The sequence below is a fragment of the Leucobacter exalbidus genome (genome assembly GCF_017834145.1).
GTDB classification, from domain to species: domain Bacteria; phylum Actinomycetota; class Actinomycetes; order Actinomycetales; family Microbacteriaceae; genus Leucobacter; species Leucobacter exalbidus.
The window spans coordinates 582,012-608,362 of sequence record NZ_JAFIDA010000001.1 but is presented as its reverse complement, the minus strand read 5'-3'; the positions used below and the strand labels follow the sequence as shown (position 1 = coordinate 608,362).

Sequence of the window (26,351 nt, the reverse complement as noted above, 5' to 3'; positions counted from 1 at the left end):
GTGTGAGCCTTGAAACGAATGACGTCGGTCAGCACAGCGGCCGAATCGTCATCCGATTCGGCCGCTGTTGCTGACCAGATTCCTCGTAGTGGTGGTGCGCTGCGGCGCTTACGCTTCGTCGTCTGCGGCAGGACGCTCCGCCACAATGAGATAGCGACGCAGCGGGGCTTCGGGGTGATGCGTTTGCCAGTAGCTCGCCTCAGGTAGCTCGGTGATACCCCGCACGATCAATCCAGCTTCGGTAAAGAGCTCCACCATTTCTTCGGGCCGAGCCCCCTCGGGGAAGCGCAAAGCGTGCTCGATGGAACTGTAAGAGAACTCTTGCGGGGATCGCCCGGTGTCGGTGGCTGGCTGCAGGTTGCTCCAGTCGCCCCCGATGTGCAGGTATACGCCGCCGGGGGAGAGTACGCGAAGCCATTCGCGCAGCGTCGCGGCAGGATCAGCCATTGTCCACAGCACATGGCGTTCAACGAGCGCCGTAAACGTGCCGTCAGCAAAAGGCAAATGATCTGCATCGCCCTGCACGAAATCAATGTCGAGTCCCTGCGCTTCGGCTTTCCCCTTGGCGATCTGCAGCATGCTTTCGCTGAAGTCGAGACCGGTGGTGTGATGGCCGAGCTTTGCTGTGAGCTGCGATAAGAAGCCTGTCCCGCAGCCCACATCGAGTACGCGCGCGCCCTGAGCCTGGGGCAGATGCGGGGCGAGCAGCTGCAACCAGCGTTCCATGAACACCTCGTCGGTGACGACGTGTTCGGGAGCGAGGTCATATCGGTGCGCGTTGGTGTGCCAGTAGCCCGTCACCACCCGTTTGATTTCTGCGGGGGTGACTTCGGGGGCGTTGACGGTGGAAGAAGGCTGAGTCATTTGATTTCTTTCTCGAACTGGGATTGGGGATGGGGCCGAAGTGTGGAACGGAGCTGATGCGGAACGTGGCGTTGCGGGTGGACTGGCCGCGGCGCACGAGCAACGGGGCGGGATTGGAGCCTGCCGTATCCGATGCGCGGCACGCCCTCAGGGGTCAGTGTTACCTCGCACTCAGTTGCATAGACGCGGCTGAGCCGTTCGGCGGTGAATACTTCGGCGGGCGAACCAAATGCTTCGACCGTGCCTCCGTTGAGTAGCAGCACGCGGTCGCAATATGCTGCTGCAAGGTTGAGGTCGTGAAGCGCGGCGATCACAGTGATATTTGCGTCTGCAAGTAGATCAAGGACTTGCAGCTGATGGCGAATGTCGAGATGGTTCGTGAATTCATCGAGGAGCAACTCGGAGGGATGCTGGCAGAGCGCGCGAGCGATGCTGGTGCGCTGGCGTTGACCGCCCGACAGCTCCTGCCAAGATCGTGTGGCGAGTAATTGCAGCCCGACCTGTTGTAGGGCGAGCTCGGCGTGTGTGCGATCAGCATCGCCCATGCGCTCAAAGGTGCGGTGATAGGGAGTGCGGCCGAGCATCACCACCTCCATCACCGTCATGTCTACGTCGGCCGATACCTCCTGCTCAACGAGGGCGATTCGGCGCGACCGTGCTCGAAGGGGGAGTGCGGCGACCTCGACGCCGTCGAGTTTGACGCTGCCCGAACTGGGTTTTCGAAGCCCTGCGAGTAGCCGGAGGAGTGAGGATTTCCCAGAGCCGTTGGGACCCACCACGCCGATGCACTCGCCGGGTTCGGCGCAGAAGGTCACCTCGTCGAGGATGGCGGCCTCGCCGATGTGCCAGCTCGCGGCACTCACTGCAAAACTCATGATCTCCCCTTCGCGTTTCTGCGGAGTATCACCGCAAAGACGGGTACACCGATCAGCGCAGTGACCACGCCCACGGGAATCTGCTGAGGGGAGAACACGCTGCGGGAGACGACATCTGCCCACACGAGAAACAAGGCGCCAATGAGCGCGCTCGTCGGCAAGAGCCACCGGTGAGTTCGTGCGCCGAGAAATCGCGCAATGTGTGGGGAAATGAGACCTACGAAGCCGATCGCGCCGCTCACCGCCACCATCGCCGCCGTGAGCAGCGCGGTGAGGGTGAAGAGTAGAAACGTGACTTTTCTGGAGTCAATACCGAGCGTGCGCGCCGTCTCTCGCCCGAACACGAGGGCGTTCAGAGCGCCCGAGAACAACCAGATCACTGATCCGAGAACAGTCAGTACAACGGCCGCAAAAATTACGGAGGGCCAACCTGCCGAGGCCAACGATCCGAGCATCCACGCCACCACCGCCTGCGTGCTGTCGGCGTCTGCATTCGACATCAAAATGAGGGAGGTGAGCGCTGCAAAGAACTGGGAGACGGCCACACCAGAGAGCACCACCCGCAGGGGATTATCCATTGACCTGCCCACGAGTAGCAGAACGAGGGCAAACGCTATCAAACTCCCGACGAATGCCCCCATCGCTAACGCGAACAGGCCCGAGCCGAGCGCAATGCCAAAGAGCACCACCGTGACAGCCCCTGCAGATGCGCCCGAAGAGACGCCGAGTAAGTACGGGTCAGCGAGGGGATTGCGGGTGAGCGTCTGCAACACGGCGCCAGAGACGCCGAGCCCAGCACCCACGATGATCGCGAGCACTGCACGGGGAGCCCGCCCCTGCCACAGGATCGCCGACGTAATGGGGTCTGGCTCACCGTGCGCTATCCCAAAGGTGTGGGCAATGCTCGGCCACACATCAGCGATCCCGATACCCGTAGCTCCCACCGAGATCCCAAAGACGACCGACGCAAAGATAGTCACTGCGCCGCCAATCATGAGGGCAGTGAGCTGTGCCGGTTGCTGATTAGTGCGCAAGATGGAGTTCACGCAGCTCTTCGGCGATAATCTCGAGCGACTCCACCGTGCGCACCGAGTAGCCGCGCGCTGATCCGGGTACCACGATGAATCGATCATTCTTGACCGCTTCCATCTGGGCGGTGATCGGGTTGGACTTCAGAAACTCGATCTTTGAAGCTGCCGAATCGCCCTCTCCGCCGCGGCTGAGATCTGCGAGCACGAGCACATCGGGGTTGCGGTCGGCGAGTACCTCCCACGATGTCGATGCCCAGCCCCCGGCCCGCCATCGTCAAACGCATTGGTGACTCCGAGGAGATCTGCGACGTTGCCGGCATCGCTGATCTCAGTGCCGAGGTATGGGGTGTCGGTCACTGCGTACCACCAGGCAAAACTTATGTCCTCTGCGTGCGGAATGGGCTCAGCGACTGCCTCTTCAACGCGTGTGCGCTGCCCTGCCACGAAAGTCTCAGATGCTTCTTGAACATCGAATATTTTGCCGAGTTCGAGCACTTCGTCGTGGTAGCCGTCGAAGGACACAGCCTCGCCTTCAACGCCGCAGGCGTGGGCCTGGAGATACGTGGGGACGCCGAGGGATTGGTAGCTCTCGCGGGTTCCTCCGCTGTCGGCGCTCAATGACCCCGGGCCAAACGTATAGATAAAGTCGGGCCGGGCTTCGAGGACGACCTCCTGGGCGGGGTACAGGTCTGCGAGCACCGGAATGCTTGCGTACTCCTGCTCGAACTCTTCCAAGATCGGGTCAGTGAGATAGGCCGTGCCGACCATGCGGTCTGCGAGGCCGAGCGCGAAGAGCGTTTCGGTGGCGGTCTGCTCGAGGGTGACAATGCGCTGAGGTGCCGATTCCACGACGACCTCCATGTCGCAACTGGTTGTGGTGAATGGGTACTGCGTGCTCCCCTCGGTTGAGGCGGGGGCTGCGTCGCCCGCGGCCGAGGCGCCCGCGGTGCTGCACCCGGCGAGAAGGAAGAGCCCGGCGACACCGAGCACAACTTTGTAAACGTTAATGGTTCTCATTATCATTAAGTTAGCAGACGAGGGCGCACACGGTGAACCACGGGGCGGGCTTTGCTCGCCAGTTCCGGAGCTTTGATCTAATTCCGGATCCCAGCCCGAGCAGACCTCCGGTTGAACTAAAAGTTCCGTAGTTGCTGCCGGGGAGTGGCGCTTGGCGGAGGCATCATGGATGCCACGCAAGCCGAAAAAGCCTCGGTTCTGCATCTCTGCAAAACCGAGGCTGAAGATGTATTTGTTTGGTGGGCCTTCCGAGCGACTCTCATACAAGTGCCCAGCTCTGAATACGTTGATTTGCCATGTATTCAGGGCACCTGATCGGTGTGCAGGACTGGTTGCGGACTACACGACAGGGGGGGTTGTTTGGGTGTTAGATTCAGGTTCCCAGGCCAGCGGCTAGCGAGACAAGCAGGGCCAAGATGATGGCATTGAACACGTAAGCGAGCAGGATATGCGTTCTTACCGCGGTAAGACCTGCCCGGCTGCGTGGTGTGGCAGCAGATTGCGCCCCTGCGGCCGAAATTGTTAATGCCAATGTGACAAAGTCGGTAAATTTTGGGTCTTCGTGAATGTCGAAATCAAAGCTTTCTCCGGCGGAATCCAATCGAAAATATCGAAGCGCGAATGAATACACGACTGTTGCCCAAGACGCCGCTGCAGTGATCAAAGCGAGTGGGGTAAGGATCACCCGGGTGTCTGATGAACCGTAGACGGTGACTGCGAGTGCAACAGCGAGCGCAGCGCCAGAAGCGGAAATGGGCCAGCTTTCAGCGCTTTTCATGCCCAAGAATCGGGAGAGTGTGCTCGCTCCTCGTTGATGCTGCTTCTTAGCAACTTCACGAAGCTCAGCCGGTGTCTCGTGGCTGAAGACTCGATGCGTCCAGAAGACGTAGGCGATGAATGCTGTGGCTAGGGCAGCGCACGAAGCCGCCGCGATGTTCACAGTGCTCATAGGTAGAATTGCGAACCGGTTCAGCGTGAGCAACACGATGAGGATGAGGGTCGCAGTGCCAAGGGGGATCCCGCCGCGCACTCCGTCATCAAACCGGAGTGGGATATCTCTTGGGGCTCGGCTAACTCTCATGATTCTGGATTCTATGGGTCGTCTTGTTTGCGAGAGATGATCCCCTCGGCGTGTGACTGATCTAACGACAAATGTCGCATTGTCGGTAATGATCGTCGCTGCGCAGCAAACCGGAGCGCGGCAGCAAACACGTGGCTCACCGGCACCTTTATCGTGGCCATTGTGGTGCTCGTGCTGGGGCGTAGAGTCGCTCTGCATCGCCTTCAATCGACGGGACCTTGGGTGCGCGGGAGGCTGGGTATGCCTGGGTCGCCAGCGTCAAGGGGGCGTGGCGCCCGGTCCGGACAGTCTCATTTGCTCCGGAGGTTTGATCTAATTCCGGATCCCCTCCCAGGCAGACCTCCGGTTGACCTGAAATTTCCGGAGTTGCTGCTGGCGAACCGCAGCTTGCCATGCATTTGCCACGCAAAACTAAAAAGCCCCGGTTCTGCATTTCTGCAAAACCGGGGCTGATCAGGTATTAACTTGGTGGGCGATACCAGACTCGAACTGATGACCTCTTCCGTGTGAAGGCAGTTAAGCTCTTGCGTTTGGTTGCGTCTCGTGCGGTTTCATGCCGTTTTGTCGCCCCGTCGTCTCGCCACGTCTCGGCCAATTTCGTTTGGTCGTGCGCGGTTTGTGACGGCTTTGTGACCGCTTGTGACTACTGCCGACAATTAACGACTAGACAACGTTGTGGACTATTCATCCCCTTCTCGTTCGCTGAGCCGCTTGCGCTTGATATGTTTTCAATCATCCGTGTATTAATTATTTGTTTTGAGGAATGTTCAGGAATTTCGCTTCCTTAGCCCTTCGCGGTTTTGGACAAGTCAACAGAAGGAATCAGATGAGTACTCCGGCAGGTTGGTATGACGATGGCTCTGGGCGTCAGCGTTGGTGGGATGGCAACCAATGGGCCGATCGTTTTCTTGACCAAGACGCGCCTCAAAGCGCGCTTGCTGCTGCGACTGCCACGGTGCCTCCGCAATCAGCAGAATCCCCTTCTGCTAGTGGAGCCAAGAAGGCTTGGTACAAACGTTGGTGGGTGTGGCTGATCGTTGGGGTACTTGTACTCGGTGGGATCGGTAATGCACTCGCGGATGAGCCAGAGTCCGTAACTGTGCCCGATCTCATCGATATGTCGGGTAATGAAGCACGGAAAGTATTGAGTGACTTAGATCTTGTTGCAGAGTTCGAAGATGCTACTGGGGAAGACCGTGTAGTCATTGCCCACTCAAATTGGGAGGTTGAACGTACCGATCCTGTTTCTGGGGCAAGTATTCCCAAAGGACAAACTGTCACGCTTTATGTGACGAAGATCAGCGAAGGTGAAGAAGCGCTAAAGGAAGCGGCAGAAAAGAAGGCGGAAACTGACGCGGCGAGAAAAGCTGAAGAGGCGGCGGCAGCAGAGGAAGTCAAAGCCGCAGAGGAAGCGGCAGCAGCGCCAGACACTCGGCCAGTATTAGATGAAATCACCGCTGCTCAGTTCCTCGCACTCGCCTGGGAAGAGCGCTTTTTATACGGCGGCACCGTTCATTGGATCGTAGACAGAATCACGACAGCGAATGAAGACGGGACGTACACCTTTAAGATCGGTGCAACATTCAAGAACGAATACGGCACAAAGATGAAGGCAACAATCGAAGGGGATGTGGGCGGCACAACGGCCGCTCCAGTAATCCTAGATTCGATTCTTTATACTGCGTCCGGGGAAATTCTGAACTACTACTAATCCGAGCCTGCCAGAAGTAGCCACCAAATGTATACGTTGATTCAGGTCTTGCCGAATGCAGCCGGGCTCAGTCTGGTCTATTTGAAATGTTGAGGATAAGAGAAGCAAACTTTGTTTAGCTCTCCTATCCGTACAGTCGAACAAGTGAGGAAATAAAGATGGCAGCAGCAGGTTGGTATGACGATGGCTCTGGGCGTCAGCGTTGGTGGGACGGCAACCAATGGACTGAACACTACTCAGATCAAGCAACTCCACAAGTTAGTAATGGGACTGTGAGCACCGATCTTTTGGCGGAGGGAGTTGCAGACCCAGTTCCCGAAAAGATGAAGATGAAGTGGTACAAGCGTTGGTGGGTCTGGGCGATAGCCGTCGTTCTACTGATTGGGGTAATTGGAAATCTCGCCTCAGGTACTTCAAGCGACCAAATTTCTGATGGAGACGATGTCACTACCTCCGCTCCAGAGAAGACTGAGGTGGTGGAGAAAGTGCCTACTGAGCCTGAGGAGCCACCGGCTGCCGATGCAAGTAGTCCTCCAACGGCCGATGACGTCATTGCTGCGTTCCAGGAGTTCATTGATGAACGCGCGGCGTCTGGCGTCATGATTGCGCAGGCGGTGTCAAGCGTTCAGTTCGAAAATGGTGAGGTACTCGTGACTTTCGACCCTGCGGCCAATGGAGTAAGCCCGGATGTGATGGGAGATCTAAACCCATTCGACAACATGGCAGAGTTCATTGGCACACCAATGGCGTTCACCAATGAAGAAGGGAAGTGGCTGCGCCAAAGCGTCACTTCTGTTCGCACCCAAATGGCAGACGGAACAGACTTGGGTTCGCTCACTACGGCCGAGATCTTCAGAATGGGTACTGGAATGGAATGGTCTGAGGGAATGTGATTTGTGCCCTGCTACGCGCCCCAGCGCTTTGAACGTTCCTGTGAATGGGCTGCGGCAATGCGGCGTGCTCCTTCTGATTCATATCCATTAGCCTCAGCACGCTCTCGGATAGCGGCGGGATTGATGATTGTATGGTTACCCCATTCGCCTCCCATCTGACGGGCGGAAGCTGCCCAGGCTCGCCAGAAACAAGCGCGGCAAGTCTTCTCATTCGCAGGGTTCTTCTCTAGCGTGTACTCGAAGCGGTAGTGCGCTTCACAACCGCAAGTAAGACAGCGCGTTAGCCGGTAGTGCCTTGGCCCTTGGAACGGCTCCAACGGCTCGAGGCCGCCTTCGCGGAGAATCTCAGTGATGTGTTTATCGCACCATGCGGGCCGTGTTCGCGTCGAGTATGCCGCGTCGTTCGCACAGAATTCAGAGGTGCAGATTCTCACCCTCATAGGAAAACCCAACAAACCCTCATCTATCGGAAGATGCCGGGGTTGTGGTGGGGCTAGGGTGATTCAACCTGCCAACCATTTCTCAAGTGCCGTTCAGTAACAAATTTGCGAACTACTTCTTGAATTTGAGCAGATTACATCCAGCGTGAGATTGACCTCCTGCGACGTGACAGAGGAAACTCCGAGCACTCGCGGGTAGCTTCGAAGCATCGACTTCCATTCAGAGACACTGGAGCAAGAAGTAAGCGTTCTCACGAGAATATGATCATTGGTCTGACTTAGCGGTACAACCGCTGCCTTTTGAAAATCTAGCTCACACTGCGAGACAACTGGAGCTGGTTCTGGAGCTGGCTCTGGTTCTGGAGCTGGCTCTGGTTCCGCTGCGGGAGTGGGTTTGGGGCTTCCCAACTCGCTAGGAGCTGCAGCGGAAACATCTTTCTCATGACTCGATGTATCATCGGTGTCGGCTGTGCAACCGACGAGGCAGGAAACGAGTACCGCGGCCGCAAAAAATTTCAGCTTATTGATATTTTGAAGTACACCACTTTCAGAGTGTGATTTTGATATTCGACACACTTGTCTAATTATGGGTAATCGATACAGGTGTCGGTGTTATCGGAAGTGCATCTTCTGACGCGATTCAGCATCTTTTGAAATCCCTGAATGAATCCGTACTTCTCAAATGCATCGCGTGAATACTGTGAGCAGGATGGATAAAAACGACACAAGATGCCCCGCTTTTCGTTGTAGCGTGGCCCTACCCAGTCCTGCCAGATTCGCTTAATTGCGAAGCTCGCTAAACTTCCTAGCGGCCGAGACTTAGTCTCCAACGATTTCTTCCGTATAGTTCGAGGACTTGCATTCAGGGCATTGCTTTTGTACTTGAAGGTTACTGGAAGAAGCTTCCATGTTTCTCATGTTCTGACTGTTATCGCCGCAACAGCAATTTCCTAGGGTTGAGAAGGCGGCTTGCTGCTGCGCTAACACGATCTGTTTTTCTCGCGCAACTAATGAATGCCAGACTTTTCCGCATTGTTTGCAAGTTCTTCTGTATTCCTGAACCACTCTTGTCACCTTTCAGCAGGCCCCCACGTGCAATAACTTCATCGTTATCTGAACTGAACCTTAGCAACACCTAGGCATTGTCATTGGCTTTGTCGCTCGCTCCGTCATTTTAGCTTCTACATTCGCGTGATCTCTCGGCAGCGATCCGGCGCAACCCCTCAGCATCGAAGCCGGTGCGCAGCGCCATGACCCCGAGCGGAATATGCGAGGCCGCCCGCTGCCGCTCGATTGATAGGGCAGCAGGGGTGCTGCCGAGAGCTGTCGTGCTACCGGGCATCGTGATACTGCCATGCCTCAAGGCAGGCCGCTGCGTGAGGTCGGTTACAACCATGCCGACAGCGACAACTATATCGTCGTGACTGCCGGGTGGGTTTTGGAGCTTCACGGTGCCGGGGCCAGTCTCGATGAGTCGCACCGCGAGAAACTCGCGACGCAGCTCGTCATCGTCGGGAAGTTCGAGAGCACGGTCTCTGAGACTGCCCCAGATCGAGCGGGCGAGCCGATTCGCGCCTGCCGAGCTAAACACGTATTCCTCGGTTCGGATGCCCTCGCGGGCGATGTTCGAGGTGAGTTGCTCCGCCTGCATGCGGTCAAAGCGGAGTTTTGCCCCGTATTCCTTACAGATTCTGAGGGTTGCGGCCTCGACATCGCCGAGATCGACGCGCCCACCTTGCCCGTCTTTCGGTCGCCAGCTCATCACGCGGTCGATGACGACGACGCGCCCAGCCTCGCGCTGCTCGGCATGGCCCACGACGAGTGCAGTGAGGTCGCGCCGGGTGCCCACATCTAGAGCCGCCACGTACTCGATACCCGTGCGCTTTGCGAGTACAGCCGAACCGCTACGAATCGCGGCCTCTACGTCCTCCGGGCTAGTGAGCGCGTCGTCGCCCTCTGCGAACTCGCAGAGAATCAACCGCCGCCACTCTGAGGCGCTCAAAGCTGTTCGAGTAGCGTCGATATCGTCAGCATTCCACCACGGTGCGGGGCCTGGGCTCTTTGAGGTGCGCCAGTGCGTCGAAACCTCGGCCTCGGCCCACACTTTCGCGCCGATGCCCGTCGGACTGCCTGCGGTGGTGATGACAATGAGGCGACCGCCTGGCACTTTCGGCACAGCCGACACAATCGCCGACCAGAGTGTGCGGGCGTTCGAGGTGTTCGGCCAGACTGCCAGCTCATCGACCACCTGGAGCCAAGGCCGTTTACCGAACGCGCTCGCCCCGTCGCTCGTCTCGACGGTGACGGTCGCACCGTTCGCAGTGTTGGTCACGCTCGACGAAGTGACGCGCAGCTGCGCGCCGAGTTGCGCCCGGTCGATGAAGCCACGCATAGCGTCGAGGGTCAGCTCTGCCTGCTCTTCATCGGCGGCGTAAACGTGAGAGCTGGAGCCTGCCGGGGCCTCGGTGAGCAGCAGCACGAGCACGAGTGCGCCGACATCGGTCGTTTTCGACATACCTCGCCCGCGCATTAGATAGTGACGGCGAGGGCCGTCGGCGTCGAGTACACCGCGGGCGTCATCAAGTTGGAATGGTTCTGCACGTTCGCCCCACCGCGTGCCGTCTTCTAATGGCAAGGCAGCGAGTAACTCTAGTGCGGCTGGGCCTGTGCGGCTCGTGACGTTCATATTGTGGGCCTTTCGGTGTCTTCATCATTGGGAATGCTTTCTGCTGCCAGGGCGGTGTTTGCGGCTTCGGCGCGTACGCGGTCGAGCGCCGCACGCACGGGGTCGCTGCTGTCGAGTGCCGCGCGGCCCATCTCTGCAAGCTGACTGAGATCGACCGTAGGGGCGAGCTGTCCCTCACGCATAGCCCGAGCGCGAAGCAGAGCCAGCTCAGCTTCGCTTCGCGGGTCAAGCCCGAGACGCTGGCGCGCGTCGGCGGCACGGCGTTCGAAGCGGTCGAGCTGCCTGAGCAATGTCTCACGGGCTTCGCCGGTGTCATCGAGCATGCCGTGCTCGTCGAGATATGCACGGAGCAGCGCAGCGCGAGCTTCTGAATCACTCCAGCTCGCGAGCGATTCAGGGTAAGTGGCGAGGTCGGGCCGCTGCTCAATGAGGCCGCCGACGAGTGCGGCAGCTATCCGTGAGTAAACTCGCGGGCTACGGTGACCGGGGCCGAGCTGCTCGACGTTGCCGTCGCTGAAGGCTTCCGCGGGCGGTGAGCCATTGCCAGCGCCTTTAGGTGGTCGGTACCAAGCTGGGCGCTCTTCAGACGGCAGCGCAGCCGCTTCGCGTGCGGTCATGCCTCGCGGTTTGGTTCGCCCGGCCACTACAGTCGCCCCGCTCGAATATCGTCGGCGAGCTGCGCGAGGTTCATGTGCTCGAATGGTGTGCGGTTCGCCCGTTTTTTGCCCGTCGTGCCCCAGGCTTTCACGCCGTTGAGTTGCACATCGTAAGCGCCGACGTGCCTCTCAACCCCTGCGGCCCTCAGCGCGAGCTTGTCGAGCAGTGACGGCCCCCACGCGCCAACTGCATTGTGCTCAGCGTGGCAGGTTGAGCAGACCTCCGTCTCAGTTTGAGGTGTGCCAGGCTTGCCGCCGAGGCGCTCGGGGCTGAGCTTCACCGAGTGCCAGGTAGTTATTGCCTGCGAGGGCAGCGCGACTACCTCACCAATGCCGCAGATATAGCAACCTGCGGCCTCAGTCGGCACCACTGGCACCGGGCGCTCGGTTCTCGCGCGCAAATAGCCTGCGAACGCTCTGCGGGCGACTCCGACCTGCTGCTCGGTGAGGTGTGACCAGGGCATCGCGGCAGCGGTGTCTGGGCGGGCATCGCGGTCGGCCAAGCCCTCGAAGCGCGACTGCCAACGAAGCGACCCGCCAAGCGTGACCAAGTGCTCAAGCGCGAGCTTGAGGTCTCGGGGCTGCCTCATTGAAATGTTACGGCCAGTCACAGCGACGGCAGCGAGTGCGCGCTCGACAACATCGACGGCAGTCGACCCGGCGTAAGCGAATTCGCCGACAACGACGGCGTGCGGATACTGAGCCGCAAGCTGCGCAGCCTCAGTTCGAAGAGTGGCGCACGTTATGCACCGAGTCATTCTTGTTTCGAAGGGGTCACCGACCGCGCCGCCTTTCCTCGACGCGACGATTTGCTCGTGCGAGGTTCGAGGGCTGTAGCCGATGGCCTTAACGATCTCGGTGCCGGTCTGCTCGGCGCTCGGTGTCCACTGCCCGCATATGCCGCACGGGAGCGCATCGCCGGTTAGCGGCACAATGTTTCGGTAGCGCGGGCTGAGTCTGTTAGTCGAGTATGGGCGCTTCGCTGATTTGGGAGCCGGTGCGGCTGTAGTGGTGTTTGTCATGTTGTCTTCCTCTAGATATTGGTGAGCGGCTTGGTTCGGTTCATTCATGGGGTATTCCCTTCGTCGTGCAGTTGCGAGAGCCAGAACTGCACGGCTTCGAGGCTGAGCCTCAGCCCGGCGCTTTCGAGGGCTGCCTGCACCGCCTCGGGGGAGCTGCGTCGGTCATAGTGCGCCAGGGCGCCCCGCAGGTGAGCCTCAATGCTGCGGCCGGGTGCCGGTGCAGATTTGCGGGGCGGAGGGACGGGCTTCGGCCTCTTCACCGTCGGCGCTGCCGAGATCGCAGCCGTAAGGCTTGCGCGCTCTAAGGATCGAGTTGAGTCGCGAGCAAGGGCGAGTGAATAGCGGTGCTCATGATGCCAGCGGCGACCTCGGCGGCGGATCGTAGCGGTGTCTTCAGGTGTGCAGTGCCTTCGAGGCTTTGCGCCGCACGACGGGCACCGGACAGACTCGGCACGTCGATGACTGATCGTAAATGCCGAGGGCAACGGTTTCTCTCCAGTTTCGGCACGATTCTTGGGTGTTTGTGACGAATTCTGTGACTCTTGCCGGGTCGCCGCCCAGTTGTGGCCTGTCATGGTCATGATTCCGTCCCCTTTCCCTCTTGCTCGCTCGGGAAATGGTCAGTGCTTTCAGCGTGGCGTATAGAGTCCAGATATTGCGCTCGCGGCATCTGACCGCGCCAGCGGCCCGCCCAGTAGCCCGCTGCCGGTTTGGTTTGGTCGGCGTATTCTTCGCACACAGCTAGTAGCGGGCAGCTGAAGCACTTAGCGAACATCGCGCCTTCGGCAGTCCCATCGCCTCGCGCAACGTCGTTGGTAAAACGCTCATCGCCGAGACATCTGGGTCGGTTGCTACTCATCGCCTCGACAAGCTGCTCAGAGACCCCGCGGTGCTTTCGGGTGCGTTGGTAAGAGATGCTCACGAGTCACCACCTCCAGCGGTCGCCTCGATAGAATCGCGCGCACGCGCGGCGTTTGGTCGGGGCCAGTCTGGTCGATTCGAGCAGGCTTCGCGCAGGTCTCCCATGCCCGAATATCTTGACCCGATCACTGTGTTTTTCATTACAGATCACGCGGTCAGGCTCGGGGGCCATCACATCATCACGCCCTAATGGGCGTGTGATGGCGTGATAGCACCCTTTTCGGGTGCCTCGGTTGGAGGTCATCACAAAACCATCACGCGATTCTGTGATGCGAACATCGGCATAATAATGCGGCAGGATCGTCCCGCTCTGCTCTCCATCACGAGCCATCACAGCTTCTCCGTGATACTTCTCAACCATCACAGAAACCATCACAGAGGGCACATGTTTCAAGGTGCTCTGTGATAACAATTTCCGGTGTTTTCTCATCAGTCGTCACCGCCGTTTTCGGCATCATCGTCATTTGTCACGAGCGTGATCGAAAAGCCACGTTCGGCCTGTACTTTTTCGACCAGCCGAGCAGTAACCCCTTTCGGGAATTCCTCATCTGCCGCCTTCATCCGCTCGCGCTCAACTTTGACCAGTTGCCAGGCCTTGTTCTGACCCGCGTCAGTTGGCACGCCAATCCGGTCGAGCAGCTCGCGTACGTCGCCCATGAGATCACCGAACGTGCTGCGTTCGGGTACGAACACAAGCAGGCCGTGCTCGTCCACGCCGCGGCGGAATGTGAGAGCACCACCTTTACCCTTGCTGCGGCGTTTCGTTGGGGTGAGAGAAAAAACTTCGGGGTCACGCTGATCACGCTTGAGAATAAAGCTTGCGCCCACGTCATCGCGTTTGCCGCTGGAGCCTCTGACGCGGTCGCCCGCGTGCCCGGTATTGTCAGTGCGGATCACGGTAAGACCCCGCCGTTTCAGCTCAACCGAGGTCAGGTTATAAAGTCGCCGGAATGTGTCAGAGCTGTTCTCTTCGCCCTCGGTTACTCTTTGGGTCGAGTCGAGCACCACTACGTCACCTGATTGGATGCCGTAAGCGTCGAGTATGTCGCGGAGCTGCTGTGCGCCTTCGTGAGTGTCAAGACCGCTCAGCGGTGGGAGTGAGAGCATGAGCAACCGCTCCATCAATGCAGCGACGTTTGCAGGTGTAACGCCCAGATCGATCAGGCGTTCTGAATGGTCATCCTCGCTGTTCTCCATATCTAAATAGAGAACGCGCCCGCCCACGGGTAGTTGCACCGGGCGACCGATAAAGTCGCGAGCACCGGACGCGGCCGACACCGCCAGCGCAAGCGTTAGCAGCGACTTCCCCTCACCGGCGGGCGCAACGATAGAGACGTGCTCACCTTCGGGCACCACCTCGCCCCAAAACCATGAACGTTCTGGCCTGTCGGGATCGACCAGAGCCGCGAGATCGGCAAGCGGGAACTGTGCCCGCACCTCATCATCCCGGCGCGATGATGGACGCAGCTCGGTCTTATCTTGCCGGCGGCAGAATCCGCAGTGGCTGTGCTCGTGCCCGCTGGTGTTTTTGTACGGGCACGACTCTGGTGTTCCGGGGCCGTCGCCTACGTCTTCAGGTGCAAAATCGAGTTCCACGAGACTCAAAGCATTCACCGCCCTCATTGTCTGGAGCACTATTCATGCACTCGGGGCAGGCATCAGCAGCACGGAACTCGCGGCAATGCTCGTTGCACCATGCAAAACCACGTCGCCATGCGTCGGCACGCTCGGCGCGTAGGACAGAGCCGGGATAGTAGTCACCGTAGGCAACCTCAAGCGCGCTGTGTCGGCTGTACGAAACCGCGAGCCGCACAAGATCACCTTGTCGCTGCTGTGGGGTTGATTCGGTGCGGTAATCCGCACGATTCGATAGCATTGGAATGCCTCCTTTGGGAACGAAGGAACGTATTGAGACGGCGGGTTTCGCGATTTACGCGAACCGCCGTTTTTGCTTTGGTGAGAGCCGTCTCCGTTCTCGTACCTGCGGGGGCATGTGAGGCTCTGTGTTTGGTCAATTCATTGCGGCCTTCCTACGAAGTCGGTGAACTGTGCCTCGCGCTCAGCGCGCGTTCGCGCCCTAGCGCGCGCTCGAAGGGTTTGATCCTCGGCGACGTCTTTCGCGATCACTGCCGCTTCGCGGCTAATCTGGCGTGCCTTTGCTTTTGCAGCACTCTCAGCGATGGCAGCGGCATTGGCTGAACTCCGCCGCTTTGCAACCGCCGCGAGCCGCTGCCGTTCAACCTCGACGGATTTGCTCTCCAAATAGCTGGCACGTTCCTCACGTAGCAGTTTGAGGCGGTGCTCACGTGCTGAGAGAGTCACGCCGCACCGTCATGAGCAATTGCGCGGAAAGCGTCGATGTGTGACTGCGTGATTCGGATATCGCGATCATTCGGTCGGTAATGCCCGAGACGACCCTCTCGGATCGCCTTATCAATCGTGTAGCGGCCCACTCCCAACATCTGCGCAGTCTCTCGGATCGTGAAGTCTTCGCGCCCCGCACGCCTTGCGTCAAGTCGCTCTTTCAGTGCGGTCGCTCTCGCGATAATCTCTTCGTGGCTCTTAGTGATGGTCATGTGCGCAACCCTTTCGCTTGATTTGATTCCATTTCGTAATGCCGTAATCAGTTTCATGCCATCTTGTGCGCACTTGCAAGGGTTGATAAACTGCGCACATGACATCATCGCACTTTCAATGGCAAGTCGTCTCGTGGTCACGATTCGACAAAGAACCTCCCGCGCTCAGCCGGGGCACGATCAAGCTCGGCGACGAGACCCTCGAAGTTCACGAACCACTCGATCCAGCGTGGGAGATGAAACACTTGCGGCGCGGTGCTGAGATTCATGATGAGCGTCGAGGGCTGACTTACAGAGCAACACTCAACCCAGAAACGCTTGAACTAGATCATCTTGAGATCGTGCCTCGTGGGCCATTCACTAAGCCAAATGGTGAATACGGAGATTTCGAGCGATTGCGGTCAATTCCGCTCGAACGTATTCACTCGGTCGTGCGGGCGCACGTCATCTCGGAGAGAGGGGCGGGCAGCCAAGTCACGGTCTTTACGCTGCCCGGTGGTCTCGCAGATGACGGCGACGGGTCGATGCGCAAACCACCGCCTAGCGAGCAGATTGCGAAACTTATGCGCCCCGTGACCGAGGGCGGCCTCGGTCTCGACCGGCGAGGCGTAGCGGCTCATTATGGACGCAATCAGCGCACTGTTGATAGGTGGATAACGCGAGCACGGCAAGAGCTACCCGGTCTGATGCCCCCTGCCAGGGGCATCAACAGCCGCAAGAACCCCGGCGCGCCCGCGCCGGACCAACAATAGAACGGAGAACAAAATGACTAAGGAGAGAACGCACACGGGCAGCCGCCGAGCGGTGCCCGATGACGCCATGAAGCTGTGCCCGAGTTGCGAAGAGCCACGTGGCAACAGGCGGCAGGGTTGGCAGCCGATCTACCAGGGTGACGAGATTCGCGGCTACACCTGCCCGGCTTGCCCGGAATGGGGTGAACCTATTCGCAGAGTAGAGACTGCTCGCGGCGCGCGCTTCGTTGCGGTCGTCGATGCTACCCCGCCCGGTGCTGCCAAGCGCAAGCAGACTAAAAAAACGCTCGTCACCCTCGAAGAAGCGCGGCAATGGGTCGCTGAGGTGCGCGCCGAGGTCGCAGAGCGTGGCGGACTATCATCTCGCGAACTGACGGTCGCTCAGGCGTTCGAGGATTGGCTCGGCGTCGCTGAGCTGAAACCGCCTACCGTGCGGAACTATCGGGCGCAGTTCAAACCTGTCGCTGATGCGTTCGGCACCTTGCCAGTGCGCGAACTGGAACCGCACCACGTCGAGAAGCTCATCGCCAGCATGAAGAGCGGAGGAAAGCGAGACGGCAAGCCTTTCGGCAAGTGGGCTATACGTGCCGCGGTAGGGCGTCTCTCGCAGGCGCTTGACCGGCTTGTGCGGCACCGACTGCTGACGCAGAATGTCGTGCAGCTCGTCGATAAGCCGAAGGACAAGCGAAGCATGCGCCGCACCTTCGAATATTGGAAAACGACCGGCGTCGGCGACGCAGCGAAGTGTCCAAACTTCGACAAGTTCCGTCGCGTTGCTGACGAGCACCGCGACGCCGGAGCCTGGCGGTTGACTCTCTGCGGCATGACGCGAGCCGACATTATGGGCTTGCGGTGGGATGGAGACGTGCACTTCGATGAGAGCGACCCCCGGAACAGCTACGCCGAAGTAAACCAAGGCCGAGTAATTCTCGACGGCAAAGATGACCATGTGGACGACGCGAAGAGTGAGCAGCGCTACCGGAAGGTCTACTTCGAGAGGCTGGAACCGGGCACCGTCGCACTGCTGCGCAAGATGAAGGCACGCCAGGCAGCGGAGAAGCTCGCGGCGGTGTCAGCCTATGAAGATAGCGGATATGTCGTGGTGAATGAGGCAGGCAAACCTTTGCGGCCCGAGCTGTATAGCGACCGTTTTCGCTCGCTCTGCCGCAAGGCCGGTGTGCCAGTCATTCATCTACACAAGATCAGGCACAGCCTGGCGGCGCTGCTACACGAACGCGGTTGGTCGGTTCGACGGGCGGCTCGCTTGCTTGGTCACACGAAGCAAGTGCACATCACGAACTACCTGCCGGATGCCGACAACGACACGCTCGACGACCTCGACGAGCAGCAAGGCGCGGCCTAGTCTCAGCCCGCGAATACGGCAGCGACGGTTCTAGGCGTTGCACTTTCGCGGTTTGTGACCGAGTTTGTGACCGAACGAAGAAAACCCCCGATCCAGGTTCTAGGTGGATCGGGGGTTTTCCGCATAATTCCGCGGCTAAATAAGCCTTCCAGATAGTGGGCGATACCAGACTCGAACTGATGACCTCTTCCGTGTGAAGGAAGCGCGCTACCAACTGCGCCAATCGCCCTTTTTGTCAAGCTTTTCTGCGAAAGCCAACAGATTCGATAGTACACGGATTCACGCACACCACCGTGCGGGCAGGCGCTGACTGGCGGGATCGCGCGGATCGTGCCCTACTCGGTCGGGCGTGTCGTTACCGGGGCGAGCGCGCTATCTAACTGCTGCTCGAGCTCGGTGCTGAGCTCACCCAACTGCTGCAGGGCTGCGCGCTGCTCGTTGTAGTGATCAATGTCATCCTGCAGCCCCTTGAGGGTTTCCTTGAGTTCGGTGCGACGCTCCTCAAGATCTCGCTGCTTCTCGCGCTCGGATTCGATGGTCGCCCGGCTTTTGCTGCGCTTAGGGGCGTTAAGTTGCTGCTCAAGCTCGGCGGCGTCTGCGTCGTAGGCTTCGATAGCGATGTCGTAGTCCGCTTTGCGCTTCTCGACGTCGACGCGCAACACACGCATGCGTTCGCGCAGACTGTTCGAGTCATTCTTCAGGCCCTGAAAGACGCCCTGATAGGCGCGATAGGTCGCAGTGATCGATGAGCGATCCTCGAACCATTGCGCATAGTGTTCCTCGAGCCACTCGGGCAGATCCTCCATCTCGCTGCCCAGAATCGAATGCAGTTCACCCGCAAACGCGGTGTCTGAAAGGTTCGAGTACATCTCCATCCGTTTGGCGAGATCTGGATCAGCCTGCGAACGCTCCTTATAGAGCTTGCGCAGTTTCTCGGCCAGCACCGAGCGATCGCCGGGGCGCATGCGGGCGTAGGCCGCGTGCAGAAGTTCGTGCGCCGCGGTCACCTGCACGATGCCGGCGACCCGGGGGTCAACCACGTTGAAGAGGTGAATGCGATCATCGACGTAACAGCCCAACACATGCGCGGTGACCCCCTGCAGCAGTTCGGCGCACTGGGTGTTGAAGTGCTGGCTGCCATCGAGAGTGGGATGGCTCGCAAGGAAGATGCGGGTGCCATCGTCAGTGAGGTGCAGTGACTGTTGCAGCTCAAGCACGGGGGAGGGCGCTTCAAAGCCGGCCGCGGCAATGTGATCGCTAATGAGCTGCCGATTCATGACGGCGCCGACCGTGGCGGCGACAAGTGCGCACGCCAGGATCGTCACAATGATGGGCCGCAGACGTGCGGCCGGGCGGCCACTCATGCCTCCACCGTACCGGCATAGAGGGTGCCTGGTCGAGGGGTAAAGCGGATAAAATCCGCATGATTCCGCGCGGCACGCCCGGGTCAGGAGGTGTGATTTGCGTGGGTGGCCGCAGCACCCCTATAGTTATCTACGTCGCCGCAAACGGAAACGTGAGTGGGTCTGACATGCGGATGTGGCGCAGCTGGTAGCGCACAACCTTGCCAAGGTTGGGGTCGCGAGTTCGAATCTCGTCATCCGCTCTGGTATTTCAGGTAACTGAAGTACTGCGTGGGCAACCACTTAGGTGGCGTGGCCGAGAGGATAGGCACCGGCCTGCAAAGCCGTTTACACGGGTTCGAATCCCGTCGCCACCTCTCATAACTGAATAGCCTAAAATATATAGGCGCGATTGGCGCAGCGGTAGCGCACTTCCCTGACACGGAAGGGGTCACTGGTTCGATCCCAGTATCGCGCACAGGAGAAATACCTGATCAGCCCCGGTTTTGCAGAAATGCAAAACCGGGGCTTTTTGGTTTGCATGGCAAATGCATGGCAAACTGCCGTGAGCACCGGCGAAATCGGCGTTACGCCAGCGGCACGCCACCTCGAGCGAGGTAGATGCGACGTTCGATCTCAGCCTTGATGTCGTAGCCACCCGTCTTGAGGCGCTCGGTCTGCACCTGTAACGTGCGGCGCCGCAGGGCACGCCTGTTGAGATAAATGGCGCCGGGTGCGGTGAGAATGAGCGCGCATTCGCCATATCTGGTTTTCGTTGATGTTTCGACGATCGCACCCCACGGGACGGTGATCCACCCAGCCATGTCTTTATGGCGGAGGCCCTCGGGGCCCAGTACGAGAATGACGCCTGTATTCGCGATAGCGAGCCAAAAGAAGAATGCGATCAGCGCGGCAAAGAATAAGAGGAGTGGAACTCCCGCCCAGACCATGTCTGCACCGATCGTGGCCGAGATCATGAGCGACGCAAAAGCGATCGCGCCGAGAAGTAGCGCGATTGCGAGAAACCAGAGCACGAACGAGCGCCCCCGAGTAGCGCGAAACTCAAGCTCAGGGATGCGAAGGTCGTCCATGTGCTCGATGGTATCAACGCCAAGGGGCGGTATCGATTTTTCCGTAGTGCCTCATGTCAAGATGATCGCGTAACTCTACTTGTGCCTCACGTGCTTTGATCGCGTAGCCTCGGCTCAGGCGGAGCGAATCTTCACGCCGCCGGTCTGTCGTTTCCGCCGGTTCTTCTTCGCGTCTGCAACCTCGGCCGTGAGGACCTCGGTCTTCCATCGTGCTTTGGTGATGAGCATGCCCTGATACCGGACAATGTCACGGGTCAGCTCGACCGGGTTGAGTTTCGCATACTGTGCCCGCAGTGCACGTTCTTGAGCGTGGGAGAGTACCCCGGCATCGAGCAGCCGCTGATACGGAGTCCTCGGAGCGTCATACACGCGCCGCCTGCGCCCCTGCCCATCCACGCTCCACCCGACTGGCTTTCTCGTGGGGGTGAAGAAGTTCATCTTCCACATCACCACCTGCCAGAGTTTCGTGAGGACGTCTCGTTCGTCGGCGGTGTCGTAGCGGTAGTAGAAGCCATACTTGCGCCCGATGTGATTGTTCTTGGACTCGACGACCGCTTGATCATTTTTCTTGTAGGGCCGGGACCTCGTGAAGAACACCTTCCGTTCACCCGCCCACGCCACGACTTGGTCGTTGATGAACTCGGAGCCGTTATCGCAGTCGAGCCCGGCAACATCAAACGGCAACGCTTTCTCGAGACGATCGAGCGCGGCGATCATGTGTACACGCGCGTTATTGCGGAGGACTTCCAAGTGTGTCCACCCCGTGTATACGCAGGTCGCGGTGAGGGTTCTCGCGAACTCGCCCTTGAGTGTTGGGCCGCAATGCGCGACGGTGTCACACTCCATAAACCCGGGCTCGTGTTCGGCTTCATCCCCGGCTTTCCGGATCGTGATCGAGGTGCGCAGCAGCGCGCCCGACCGGGTGGCTGAGATGCCCTTCAGTTCCAACGCCCGACGGTGTTCGCGTAAGTATCGGTCGATTGTGGCGGCAGACATCTGCAACAGTTCGGCTCGCACCTCGGGGCTGTAGTCGTGACGCCCGTAAACGAGTTCATGATGCGCTTCAAGTCGGGGAATCCATTCGGGGAGCATCTGCTGCATGTATTTCCCGCAGGGGTACATCATGACTCGCCACAGCCACACCAGCACGCGTTGGGAAGCGGCCGAGTATTTGGTCGGTCGATGCCGTCGATGGTCGATCTGGGTGACGTTCTTGGTACCGAGGTGTGGGCTGGTCAGGTAGCGCCTGCCTGTCACGCGTGACATCCCGGTAGTCGCGCAGAACTGGTCCAGAATTTTGGACTTCTCAGCGCGAGAAGCAGTCTTGTAGGCCTGCTTCAATTGTTTGGTGACTTCGATACGTGTCGCCACTGACACCACGCCCTTGTTCATACTCGTTCAGCGTAGAAGTATGCGATCAAAGTATGTGAGGCACGACTTGGGCTACGCGATCAATATACGTAAGGTACGCCGTTTTCTGGCGCACATAGGATCTGCCTGGTATTCTGAACCCGTGATCTCCTGAGTATTTCGACCTTCCCGTGACCGTGGCAGCGCCCGGCGGGATATCTTCGATTCTCAAGGTTGCCCCCATGTCTGCATTGCCCCCATTTGTTGTACCCACCACGTCGTCCACGGCGTCGTTGCACTTACGCGTTGACTCGCTTTCGGTCAGCTTCGCTGCACGTCGTGTGCTCACCGACATCTCGTTCACGGTGGCGGCCGGTGATCGCCTCGGTCTGATTGCCGAGAACGGGTCGGGCAAGTCAACGCTGCTGCGTGCCGCTGCCGGGCTAATCGAGCCCGATCACGGCATCATCGAAATTGCCGGCGGTGACATGCATGGTGCAGCGACCATTGGGTTGCTGCACCAGACGTCACCCTTCGCCGCCACAGACACCGTGGACGACGCACTCGAAGCCGCCATCGCGCGGGCGCGACACGCCGTTGCCGAGGTGGATCGGGCCGCGGCCGCCTTGGCCACCGCGCCGTTTGACGCTGCGGTGGTTGAGGCATACTCGCTCGCGCTTGATGAAGCAGAACGTCTCGATGCATGGACCGCAGATTCACGCACCTCGAGCATGCTTTCTGGCCTCGGGTTGGCGGACCTCGACCGTACACGGCCAACCGATGAGCTGTCGGGTGGACAGCTCGCGAGGCTCTCGCTGGCATGGCTGTTACTGCGCGCGCCCGACGTGCTGCTGCTCGATGAGCCCACGAATCATCTGGACGCCGCCGCCACCGAGTACCTGCTGCGGGTGATCACGCACTGGCGCGGCCCCGTACTGTTTGCGAGCCACGACCGGGCCTTCCTCGATGCCGCGGCGACCAGCTTGGTTGATCTTGATCCGGCACCGCTGCCGCAGCAGCTTGCTGAGGAGCGAGGCGCACCAGGCGCCGGATCAGGGGCCGGGATCACGAAATTTACCGGCAGCTATAGCGCGTATCTTGCCGCCAGAACGCAGGCACGGGCACGGTGGGAGAGACAATATCGTGACGAGCAGCTCGAACTGAAACGACTGCGTGCGGGGGTCGGTGCCAATCAACAGGTGGGGCACGCGGAATGGCGACCGCGCACCGAGACCCGCGCGGCGCAGAAGTTCTATGCCGATCGCAATGCCCGCGTGGTGGCGCGGCGGGTGAATGACGCACGGTCTCGCCTCGAAACGCTCGAGGCATCGCAGCTGCGTGCGCCAGTCACAGAGCTCACGTTTGCGGGGCTCAATGTGGGGAGAAGCGGGAAGCCCAGCGAGCGACCCGAATCGCTGCACGCTGAAGCGCCGCCGGCACTCTTGAGCGGCCCGATCGTCGAACTCAGCCGGGCCGCGGTCGACGGCAGGCTGGTGCCCGTTGATCTGAGCCTGCACGCGGGGGAGAAGCTGCTGCTTACCGGCCCCAACGGGGCCGGTAAGTCGACGTTGGTCGCCTTGATTGCGGGGGAGCTGCAGCCCAGCTCAGGCGGCTGCATTACGGCCCCAGGCCTCAGCATCGGGTTACTCTCACAGCGAGTGCGCATCGCCGACCCACAGGGGCGCGGTGCAGCGCTCACCGCCCAGCAAGCGTATAGCGACGCCGTGGGGTGGGAGCAGGCCGAGGCATTGCCGCTGTCGACCTTCGGGCTGTTGCAGGCCGAGCTTGAGCTGCGCCCGGTCAATCAGCTCAGCCTGGGGCAACAGCAACGCCTCTCGCTCGCGATCGTGCTCGCGAGCCCACCCGATCTGTTGCTGCTCGACGAGCCGACAAATCATCTCTCCCTTACCTTGGCCACCGAGCTGGAACACGCGCTTGAGGGCTATCGCGGGGCGGTCATCGTGGCGTCTCACGACCGCTGGCTGCAGGATCGATGGCGGGGGATCCGGCTCTCGCTCACCCCTGTCTCGCCTAAGTAAGGCACACCGTGGGGCTCGCGCTCAAAGAAACCGATGGCTGTTCCGATAGAATCGTTGGGTTAGCTTCCGACCTTAGAAGGAGTGTGCCCCAGTGGCCGATGGCTTCTCACTGTTCACCGATCGCGCGATCGTCGCTATGCGCGTCGACGGCGAGTTGAAAGATCTCGCTGTCGAGGTTACCGATAGCAACACGGTTGAGCCGGTGTTCATCGACTCCGAAGACGGCCTGAACATTCTGCGCCACTCTGCCGCGCACGTGCTCGCGCAGGCCGTACAGCGCATCAACCCCGAAACCAAGCTCGGTATTGGCCCGCCCATTAACGACGGTTTCTACTACGACTTCGATCCCGAAGCGCCGTTCACCCCCGAGGACCTCAAGGCCCTCGAGAAGGAAATGCAGCGCATCGTGAAGCAGGGCCAGCGCTTCGTGCGCCGCGTTGTGAGCGAGGACGAAGCTCGTGAAGAGCTCGCAAACGAGCCCTACAAGCTTGAACTGATCGGCCTCAAGGGCGGATCAACGGGCGACGACAACGAGAGCGTTGAGGTCGGCGGCGCCGAGCTCACGATCTACGACAACGTCGATCCCAAGACCGGCGAGGTCTGCTGGAAGGATCTCTGCCGCGGCCCCCACGTGCCCTCCACCCGCGTGCTCGGTAACGGTTGGGCGCTGATGCGCTCGGCCGGTGCATACTGGCGCGGCAGCGAGAAGAACCCCATGCTGCAGCGCGTGTATGGCACCGCGTGGGCCACGAAGGACGAGCTGCGTGCGTACCAGACGCGTCTTGAGGAGGCCGCGAAGCGCGACCACCGCAAGCTCGGTGTCGAGATGGATCTCTTCAGTTTCCCTGACGAGATCGGCTCGGGCCTCGCCGTGTTCCACCCCAAGGGTGGCATCATTCGGCACGAGATCGAGACGTTCATGCGCTCGGAGCTGCTGAAGCACGGCTACGACGTCGTCAACACGCCGCACATCACCAAGGGCACGCTCTTTGAGACCAGCCAGCACCTGGCTTGGTACAAGGACGGCATGTTCCCCGCGATGCACCTCGACTCGGTGGTCAACGAGGAGACGGGCGAGACGATCAAGCCGGGCCAGGATTACTACCTGAAGCCCATGAACTGCCCGTTCCACAACCTGATCTTCCGCGCACGCGCCCGCAGCTACCGCGAGCTGCCCCTGCGTCTCGCCGAGTTCGGCACCGTGTACCGCTACGAGAAGAGCGGCACGCTGGCCGGTCTGACCCGTGTGCGCGGCTTGACGCAGGATGACGCTCACATCTACGTCACCGACGAGCAGGTCAAGGGCGAAATCAAGAGCCAGCTCAACTTCGTGTTTGACACGTTGCGGGCCTACGGCTTGAACGATTTCTACCTCGAGTTGTCGACGCGTGACCCCGAGAAGTCAGTGGGCACTGAAGAGCAGTGGGCAGAAGCCGAGCAGACGCTGCGCGAGGTCGGCGAAGAGTCGGGTCTCGAGCTCGTGGCTGACCCCGGTGGAGCCGCGTTCTACGGCCCCAAGATCTCGGTGCAGGCGCGCGACGCGATTGGCCGCACCTGGCAGCTGTCGACCGTGCAGCTCGACTTCAACCAGCCTGCACTGTTCGAGCTCGACTACGCAGCGGCAGACGGCACGCGCAAGCAGCCCGTCATGATCCACCGTGCACTGCTCGGTTCGGTTGAGCGTTTCTTCGCGATTCTGCTCGAGCACTACGCAGGCGCCTTCCCCGTATGGCTCTCGCCGGTGCAGGTCGTGGGTATTCCCGTGGCCGAACAGTACGGTGAGTACCTCGACGACGTCATCGCTCAGCTGCGGGCCCGCGGGGTACGCGCTGAGGTCGATCACGCCGACGACCGCATGCCGAAGAAGATTCGCACGCACACCAAGGCCAAGGTTCCGTTCCAGCTCATCGCTGGTGAAGACGACCGCGCCGCGGGCGCCGTCAGCTTCCGCTTCCGTGATGGCACGCAGCTCAACGGTGTGCCCGTTGCTGAAGCGATTGAGCGCATCACCGCGGCGATCGCGAACCATGACCAGGTGTCGACGGCGTGGACGGAATAGAAACCCTCGCCACCACGGCCGCTGTGGGCTCGCCTGACGAGACACAGCGGCTGTGGGTGCCGCACCGCATGGTGTACGTGTCAGACCATCAACAGCCTGACCACACCGACTGCCCCTTTTGCGAGGCGCCGTCGAAGGGTGATGCCGACGCGCTGATCGTCGCGCGCGGCAAAACCGCATTCGTGCTGCTCAACTTGTTTCCGTATAACAGCGGTCACATGCTGGTCTGCCCGTACCGGCACATCGCCAGTTACGAGGAGGCTACTGCCGAAGAGATCGCCGAGATCGGCGCGCTCACTCAGCATGGCATGGCAGCAGCGCGCGAAGCGCTGCACTGCGACGGCTTCAACCTGGGGATGAACCAGGGCGAGGTTGCCGGGGCCGGCATCGCCGCGCACCTGCACCAGCACATCGTCCCCAGGTGGACGTCAGACGCAAACTTCTTCCCGATCATCGCGAAGACAAAGGCTATGCCGCAACTCCTCGGCGACGTGCGAGACGCCGTCGCCGCTGCCTGGACACACCCATAGGACCCGGGGGTGGCAGGCCCGCCGCGGGTTTCCCGCGGCATCTGCTTCAAT

General features: G+C 60.0%; 23 protein-coding genes, 5 tRNA genes and 1 pseudogene. 10 read left to right on the top strand and 19 right to left on the bottom strand.

Annotated features, from left to right (window positions below; translation table 11 throughout):
• Window positions 1-108: 108 nt before the first annotated feature.
• The 7 genes from JOF28_RS02790 to JOF28_RS02760 all read right to left on the bottom strand — a co-directional run bounded on the left by JOF28_RS02790 (window position 109) and on the right by JOF28_RS02760 (window position 5,438).
• Entirely contained in the window at window positions 109-864 is a 756-nt protein-coding gene (locus JOF28_RS02790; protein WP_209704366.1) for a class I SAM-dependent methyltransferase, read from the bottom strand.
• A complete protein-coding gene (locus JOF28_RS02785) occupies window positions 861-1,739 on the bottom strand; it encodes an ABC transporter ATP-binding protein (RefSeq protein WP_209704365.1) in 879 nt (292 codons plus the stop codon). The genes JOF28_RS02790 and JOF28_RS02785 overlap by 4 nt, the downstream gene beginning before the upstream one ends.
• Window positions 1,736-2,785, bottom strand: coding sequence for a FecCD family ABC transporter permease (locus JOF28_RS02780; RefSeq protein ID WP_209704364.1), 1,050 nt, complete (start codon window positions 2,783-2,785; stop codon window positions 1,736-1,738). The genes JOF28_RS02785 and JOF28_RS02780 overlap by 4 nt, the downstream gene beginning before the upstream one ends.
• The gene (locus tag JOF28_RS14945; RefSeq protein ID WP_209704363.1) at window positions 2,763-2,975 is read right to left on the bottom strand and encodes a TroA family protein; all 213 of its coding nucleotides are present in this window, start codon (window positions 2,973-2,975) and stop codon (window positions 2,763-2,765) included. The genes JOF28_RS02780 and JOF28_RS14945 overlap by 23 nt, the downstream gene beginning before the upstream one ends.
• Window positions 2,912-3,787 (bottom strand): ABC transporter substrate-binding protein, encoded by an 876-nt coding sequence (locus JOF28_RS14940; RefSeq protein WP_209704362.1) that lies wholly within the window; start codon window positions 3,785-3,787, stop codon window positions 2,912-2,914. The genes JOF28_RS14945 and JOF28_RS14940 overlap by 64 nt, the downstream gene beginning before the upstream one ends.
• Window positions 3,788-4,160: 373 nt before the next feature.
• Window positions 4,161-4,736, bottom strand: a complete 576-nt coding sequence (locus tag JOF28_RS02765; RefSeq protein WP_209704361.1) for a DUF1345 domain-containing protein — start codon at window positions 4,734-4,736, stop codon at window positions 4,161-4,163.
• Between the two features lie 598 nt (window positions 4,737-5,334).
• Window positions 5,335-5,438: transfer RNA gene (locus JOF28_RS02760), tRNA-Ser, on the bottom strand.
• A 256-nt stretch (window positions 5,439-5,694) separates the two neighbouring features.
• Here JOF28_RS02760 and JOF28_RS02755 point away from each other — a divergent pair.
• Both JOF28_RS02755 and JOF28_RS14440 read left to right on the top strand, forming a co-directional pair.
• Complete coding sequence (locus JOF28_RS02755; protein WP_209704360.1) at window positions 5,695-6,579, top strand: DUF2510 domain-containing protein; 885 nt, start codon at window positions 5,695-5,697, stop codon at window positions 6,577-6,579.
• 158 nt (window positions 6,580-6,737) lie between these two features.
• Window positions 6,738-7,472, top strand: coding sequence for a DUF2510 domain-containing protein (locus JOF28_RS14440; RefSeq protein ID WP_245189845.1), 735 nt, complete (start codon window positions 6,738-6,740; stop codon window positions 7,470-7,472).
• Between the two features lie 1,024 nt (window positions 7,473-8,496).
• Here JOF28_RS14440 and yidD read toward each other — a convergent pair.
• From yidD to JOF28_RS02715, 8 genes and pseudogenes are all read right to left on the bottom strand, one after another.
• Window positions 8,497-8,742: a membrane protein insertion efficiency factor YidD gene (yidD, locus tag JOF28_RS14875; protein ID WP_209704359.1), complete on the bottom strand. Its 246-nt coding sequence runs from the start codon at window positions 8,740-8,742 to the stop codon at window positions 8,497-8,499.
• A gap of 344 nt (window positions 8,743-9,086) precedes the next feature.
• Window positions 9,087-10,442, bottom strand: a complete 1,356-nt coding sequence (locus tag JOF28_RS02740; protein WP_342452186.1) for a hypothetical protein — start codon at window positions 10,440-10,442, stop codon at window positions 9,087-9,089.
• Window positions 10,443-10,594: 152 nt separating this feature from the next.
• Window positions 10,595-11,215, bottom strand: a complete 621-nt coding sequence (locus JOF28_RS02735) for an Ish1 domain-containing protein (protein ID WP_209704357.1) — start codon at window positions 11,213-11,215, stop codon at window positions 10,595-10,597.
• A 26-nt stretch (window positions 11,216-11,241) separates the two neighbouring features.
• Window positions 11,242-12,276, bottom strand: coding sequence for a hypothetical protein (locus JOF28_RS02730; RefSeq protein ID WP_209704356.1), 1,035 nt, complete (start codon window positions 12,274-12,276; stop codon window positions 11,242-11,244).
• 44 nt (window positions 12,277-12,320) lie between these two features.
• Entirely contained in the window at window positions 12,321-12,536 is a 216-nt protein-coding gene (locus JOF28_RS02725; RefSeq protein ID WP_209704355.1) for a hypothetical protein, read from the bottom strand.
• A gap of 78 nt (window positions 12,537-12,614) precedes the next feature.
• A pseudogene (locus JOF28_RS14870) lies at window positions 12,615-12,851 on the bottom strand (hypothetical protein); the annotation flags it as partial.
• 775 nt (window positions 12,852-13,626) lie between these two features.
• Complete coding sequence (locus JOF28_RS02720; RefSeq protein ID WP_209704354.1) at window positions 13,627-14,811, bottom strand: AAA family ATPase; 1,185 nt, start codon at window positions 14,809-14,811, stop codon at window positions 13,627-13,629.
• Window positions 14,812-15,515: 704 nt separating this feature from the next.
• Window positions 15,516-15,773, bottom strand: coding sequence for a helix-turn-helix domain-containing protein (locus JOF28_RS02715; RefSeq protein WP_209704353.1), 258 nt, complete (start codon window positions 15,771-15,773; stop codon window positions 15,516-15,518).
• A gap of 98 nt (window positions 15,774-15,871) precedes the next feature.
• On the opposite strand from JOF28_RS02715, the gene JOF28_RS02710 reads away from it, so the two are divergent.
• Window positions 15,872-16,525: a hypothetical protein gene (locus JOF28_RS02710; RefSeq protein WP_209704352.1), complete on the top strand. Its 654-nt coding sequence runs from the start codon at window positions 15,872-15,874 to the stop codon at window positions 16,523-16,525.
• Window positions 16,526-16,577: 52 nt separating this feature from the next.
• Window positions 16,578-17,888 (top strand): site-specific integrase, encoded by a 1,311-nt coding sequence (locus JOF28_RS14780; protein ID WP_209704351.1) that lies wholly within the window; start codon window positions 16,578-16,580, stop codon window positions 17,886-17,888.
• 156 nt (window positions 17,889-18,044) lie between these two features.
• Here JOF28_RS14780 and JOF28_RS02700 read toward each other — a convergent pair.
• Both JOF28_RS02700 and JOF28_RS02695 read right to left on the bottom strand, forming a co-directional pair.
• Window positions 18,045-18,117 (bottom strand) — tRNA-Val (locus JOF28_RS02700).
• A gap of 106 nt (window positions 18,118-18,223) precedes the next feature.
• A complete protein-coding gene (locus tag JOF28_RS02695) occupies window positions 18,224-19,252 on the bottom strand; it encodes a coiled-coil domain-containing protein (protein WP_209704350.1) in 1,029 nt (342 codons plus the stop codon).
• 169 nt (window positions 19,253-19,421) lie between these two features.
• Between JOF28_RS02695 and JOF28_RS02690 the strand changes: the two genes are divergently transcribed.
• The 3 genes from JOF28_RS02690 to JOF28_RS02680 all read left to right on the top strand — a co-directional run bounded on the left by JOF28_RS02690 (window position 19,422) and on the right by JOF28_RS02680 (window position 19,709).
• Window positions 19,422-19,494: transfer RNA gene (locus tag JOF28_RS02690), tRNA-Gly, on the top strand.
• A gap of 43 nt (window positions 19,495-19,537) precedes the next feature.
• Window positions 19,538-19,608, top strand: a tRNA-Cys gene (locus tag JOF28_RS02685).
• Between the two features lie 29 nt (window positions 19,609-19,637).
• Window positions 19,638-19,709 (top strand) — tRNA-Val (locus tag JOF28_RS02680).
• A 109-nt stretch (window positions 19,710-19,818) separates the two neighbouring features.
• On the opposite strand, the gene JOF28_RS02675 is transcribed toward JOF28_RS02680, so the two are convergent.
• Together JOF28_RS02675 and JOF28_RS02670 are read right to left on the bottom strand one after the other, a co-directional pair.
• Window positions 19,819-20,322, bottom strand: coding sequence for a hypothetical protein (locus tag JOF28_RS02675; RefSeq protein WP_209704349.1), 504 nt, complete (start codon window positions 20,320-20,322; stop codon window positions 19,819-19,821).
• A 114-nt stretch (window positions 20,323-20,436) separates the two neighbouring features.
• Window positions 20,437-21,714 carry an integrase catalytic domain-containing protein gene (locus JOF28_RS02670; protein WP_209704348.1) on the bottom strand — a complete coding sequence of 426 codons (1,278 nt, stop codon included), beginning with the start codon at window positions 21,712-21,714 and terminating at the stop codon, window positions 20,437-20,439.
• Between the two features lie 200 nt (window positions 21,715-21,914).
• Here JOF28_RS02670 and JOF28_RS02665 point away from each other — a divergent pair, with 200 nt between their 5' ends.
• The 3 genes from JOF28_RS02665 (at window position 21,915) to JOF28_RS02655 (ending at window position 26,300) form a co-directional block, all read left to right on the top strand.
• Window positions 21,915-23,711, top strand: a complete 1,797-nt coding sequence (locus JOF28_RS02665; protein WP_209704347.1) for an ABC-F family ATP-binding cassette domain-containing protein — start codon at window positions 21,915-21,917, stop codon at window positions 23,709-23,711.
• Between the two features lie 91 nt (window positions 23,712-23,802).
• Window positions 23,803-25,770 carry a threonine--tRNA ligase gene (thrS, locus tag JOF28_RS02660; RefSeq protein ID WP_209704346.1) on the top strand — a complete coding sequence of 656 codons (1,968 nt, stop codon included), beginning with the start codon at window positions 23,803-23,805 and terminating at the stop codon, window positions 25,768-25,770.
• Window positions 25,758-26,300, top strand: coding sequence for an HIT family protein (locus JOF28_RS02655; protein ID WP_342452060.1), 543 nt, complete (start codon window positions 25,758-25,760; stop codon window positions 26,298-26,300). The genes thrS and JOF28_RS02655 overlap by 13 nt, the downstream gene beginning before the upstream one ends.
• Window positions 26,301-26,351 lie beyond the last annotated feature (51 nt).

Excerpts from the sequence above, each read along its gene's own strand:
- JOF28_RS02790 (WP_209704366.1), bottom strand. The coding sequence starts at position 864 with ATGACTCAGCCTTCTTCCACCGTCAACGCCCCCGAAGTCACCCCCGCA.
- JOF28_RS02785 (WP_209704365.1), bottom strand. The coding sequence starts at position 1,739 with ATGAGTTTTGCAGTGAGTGCCGCGAGCTGGCACATCGGCGAGGCCGCC.
- JOF28_RS14940 (WP_209704362.1), bottom strand. The coding sequence starts at position 3,787 with ATGAGAACCATTAACGTTTACAAAGTTGTGCTCGGTGTCGCCGGGCTC.
- JOF28_RS02765 (WP_209704361.1), bottom strand. The coding sequence starts at position 4,736 with ATGAGCACTGTGAACATCGCGGCGGCTTCGTGCGCTGCCCTAGCCACA.
- JOF28_RS02755 (WP_209704360.1), top strand. The coding sequence starts at position 5,695 with ATGAGTACTCCGGCAGGTTGGTATGACGATGGCTCTGGGCGTCAGCGT.
- JOF28_RS14440 (WP_245189845.1), top strand. The coding sequence starts at position 6,738 with ATGGCAGCAGCAGGTTGGTATGACGATGGCTCTGGGCGTCAGCGTTGG.
- JOF28_RS02740 (WP_342452186.1), bottom strand. The coding sequence starts at position 10,442 with ATGCGCGGGCGAGGTATGTCGAAAACGACCGATGTCGGCGCACTCGTG.
- JOF28_RS02735 (WP_209704357.1), bottom strand. The coding sequence starts at position 11,215 with ATGACCGCACGCGAAGCGGCTGCGCTGCCGTCTGAAGAGCGCCCAGCT.
- JOF28_RS02730 (WP_209704356.1), bottom strand. The coding sequence starts at position 12,276 with ATGACAAACACCACTACAGCCGCACCGGCTCCCAAATCAGCGAAGCGC.
- JOF28_RS02715 (WP_209704353.1), bottom strand. The coding sequence starts at position 15,773 with ATGACCATCACTAAGAGCCACGAAGAGATTATCGCGAGAGCGACCGCA.
- JOF28_RS02710 (WP_209704352.1), top strand. The coding sequence starts at position 15,872 with ATGACATCATCGCACTTTCAATGGCAAGTCGTCTCGTGGTCACGATTC.
- JOF28_RS02695 (WP_209704350.1), bottom strand. The coding sequence starts at position 19,252 with ATGAGTGGCCGCCCGGCCGCACGTCTGCGGCCCATCATTGTGACGATC.
- JOF28_RS02675 (WP_209704349.1), bottom strand. The coding sequence starts at position 20,322 with ATGGACGACCTTCGCATCCCTGAGCTTGAGTTTCGCGCTACTCGGGGG.
- JOF28_RS02670 (WP_209704348.1), bottom strand. The coding sequence starts at position 21,714 with ATGAACAAGGGCGTGGTGTCAGTGGCGACACGTATCGAAGTCACCAAA.
- JOF28_RS02665 (WP_209704347.1), top strand. The coding sequence starts at position 21,915 with ATGTCTGCATTGCCCCCATTTGTTGTACCCACCACGTCGTCCACGGCG.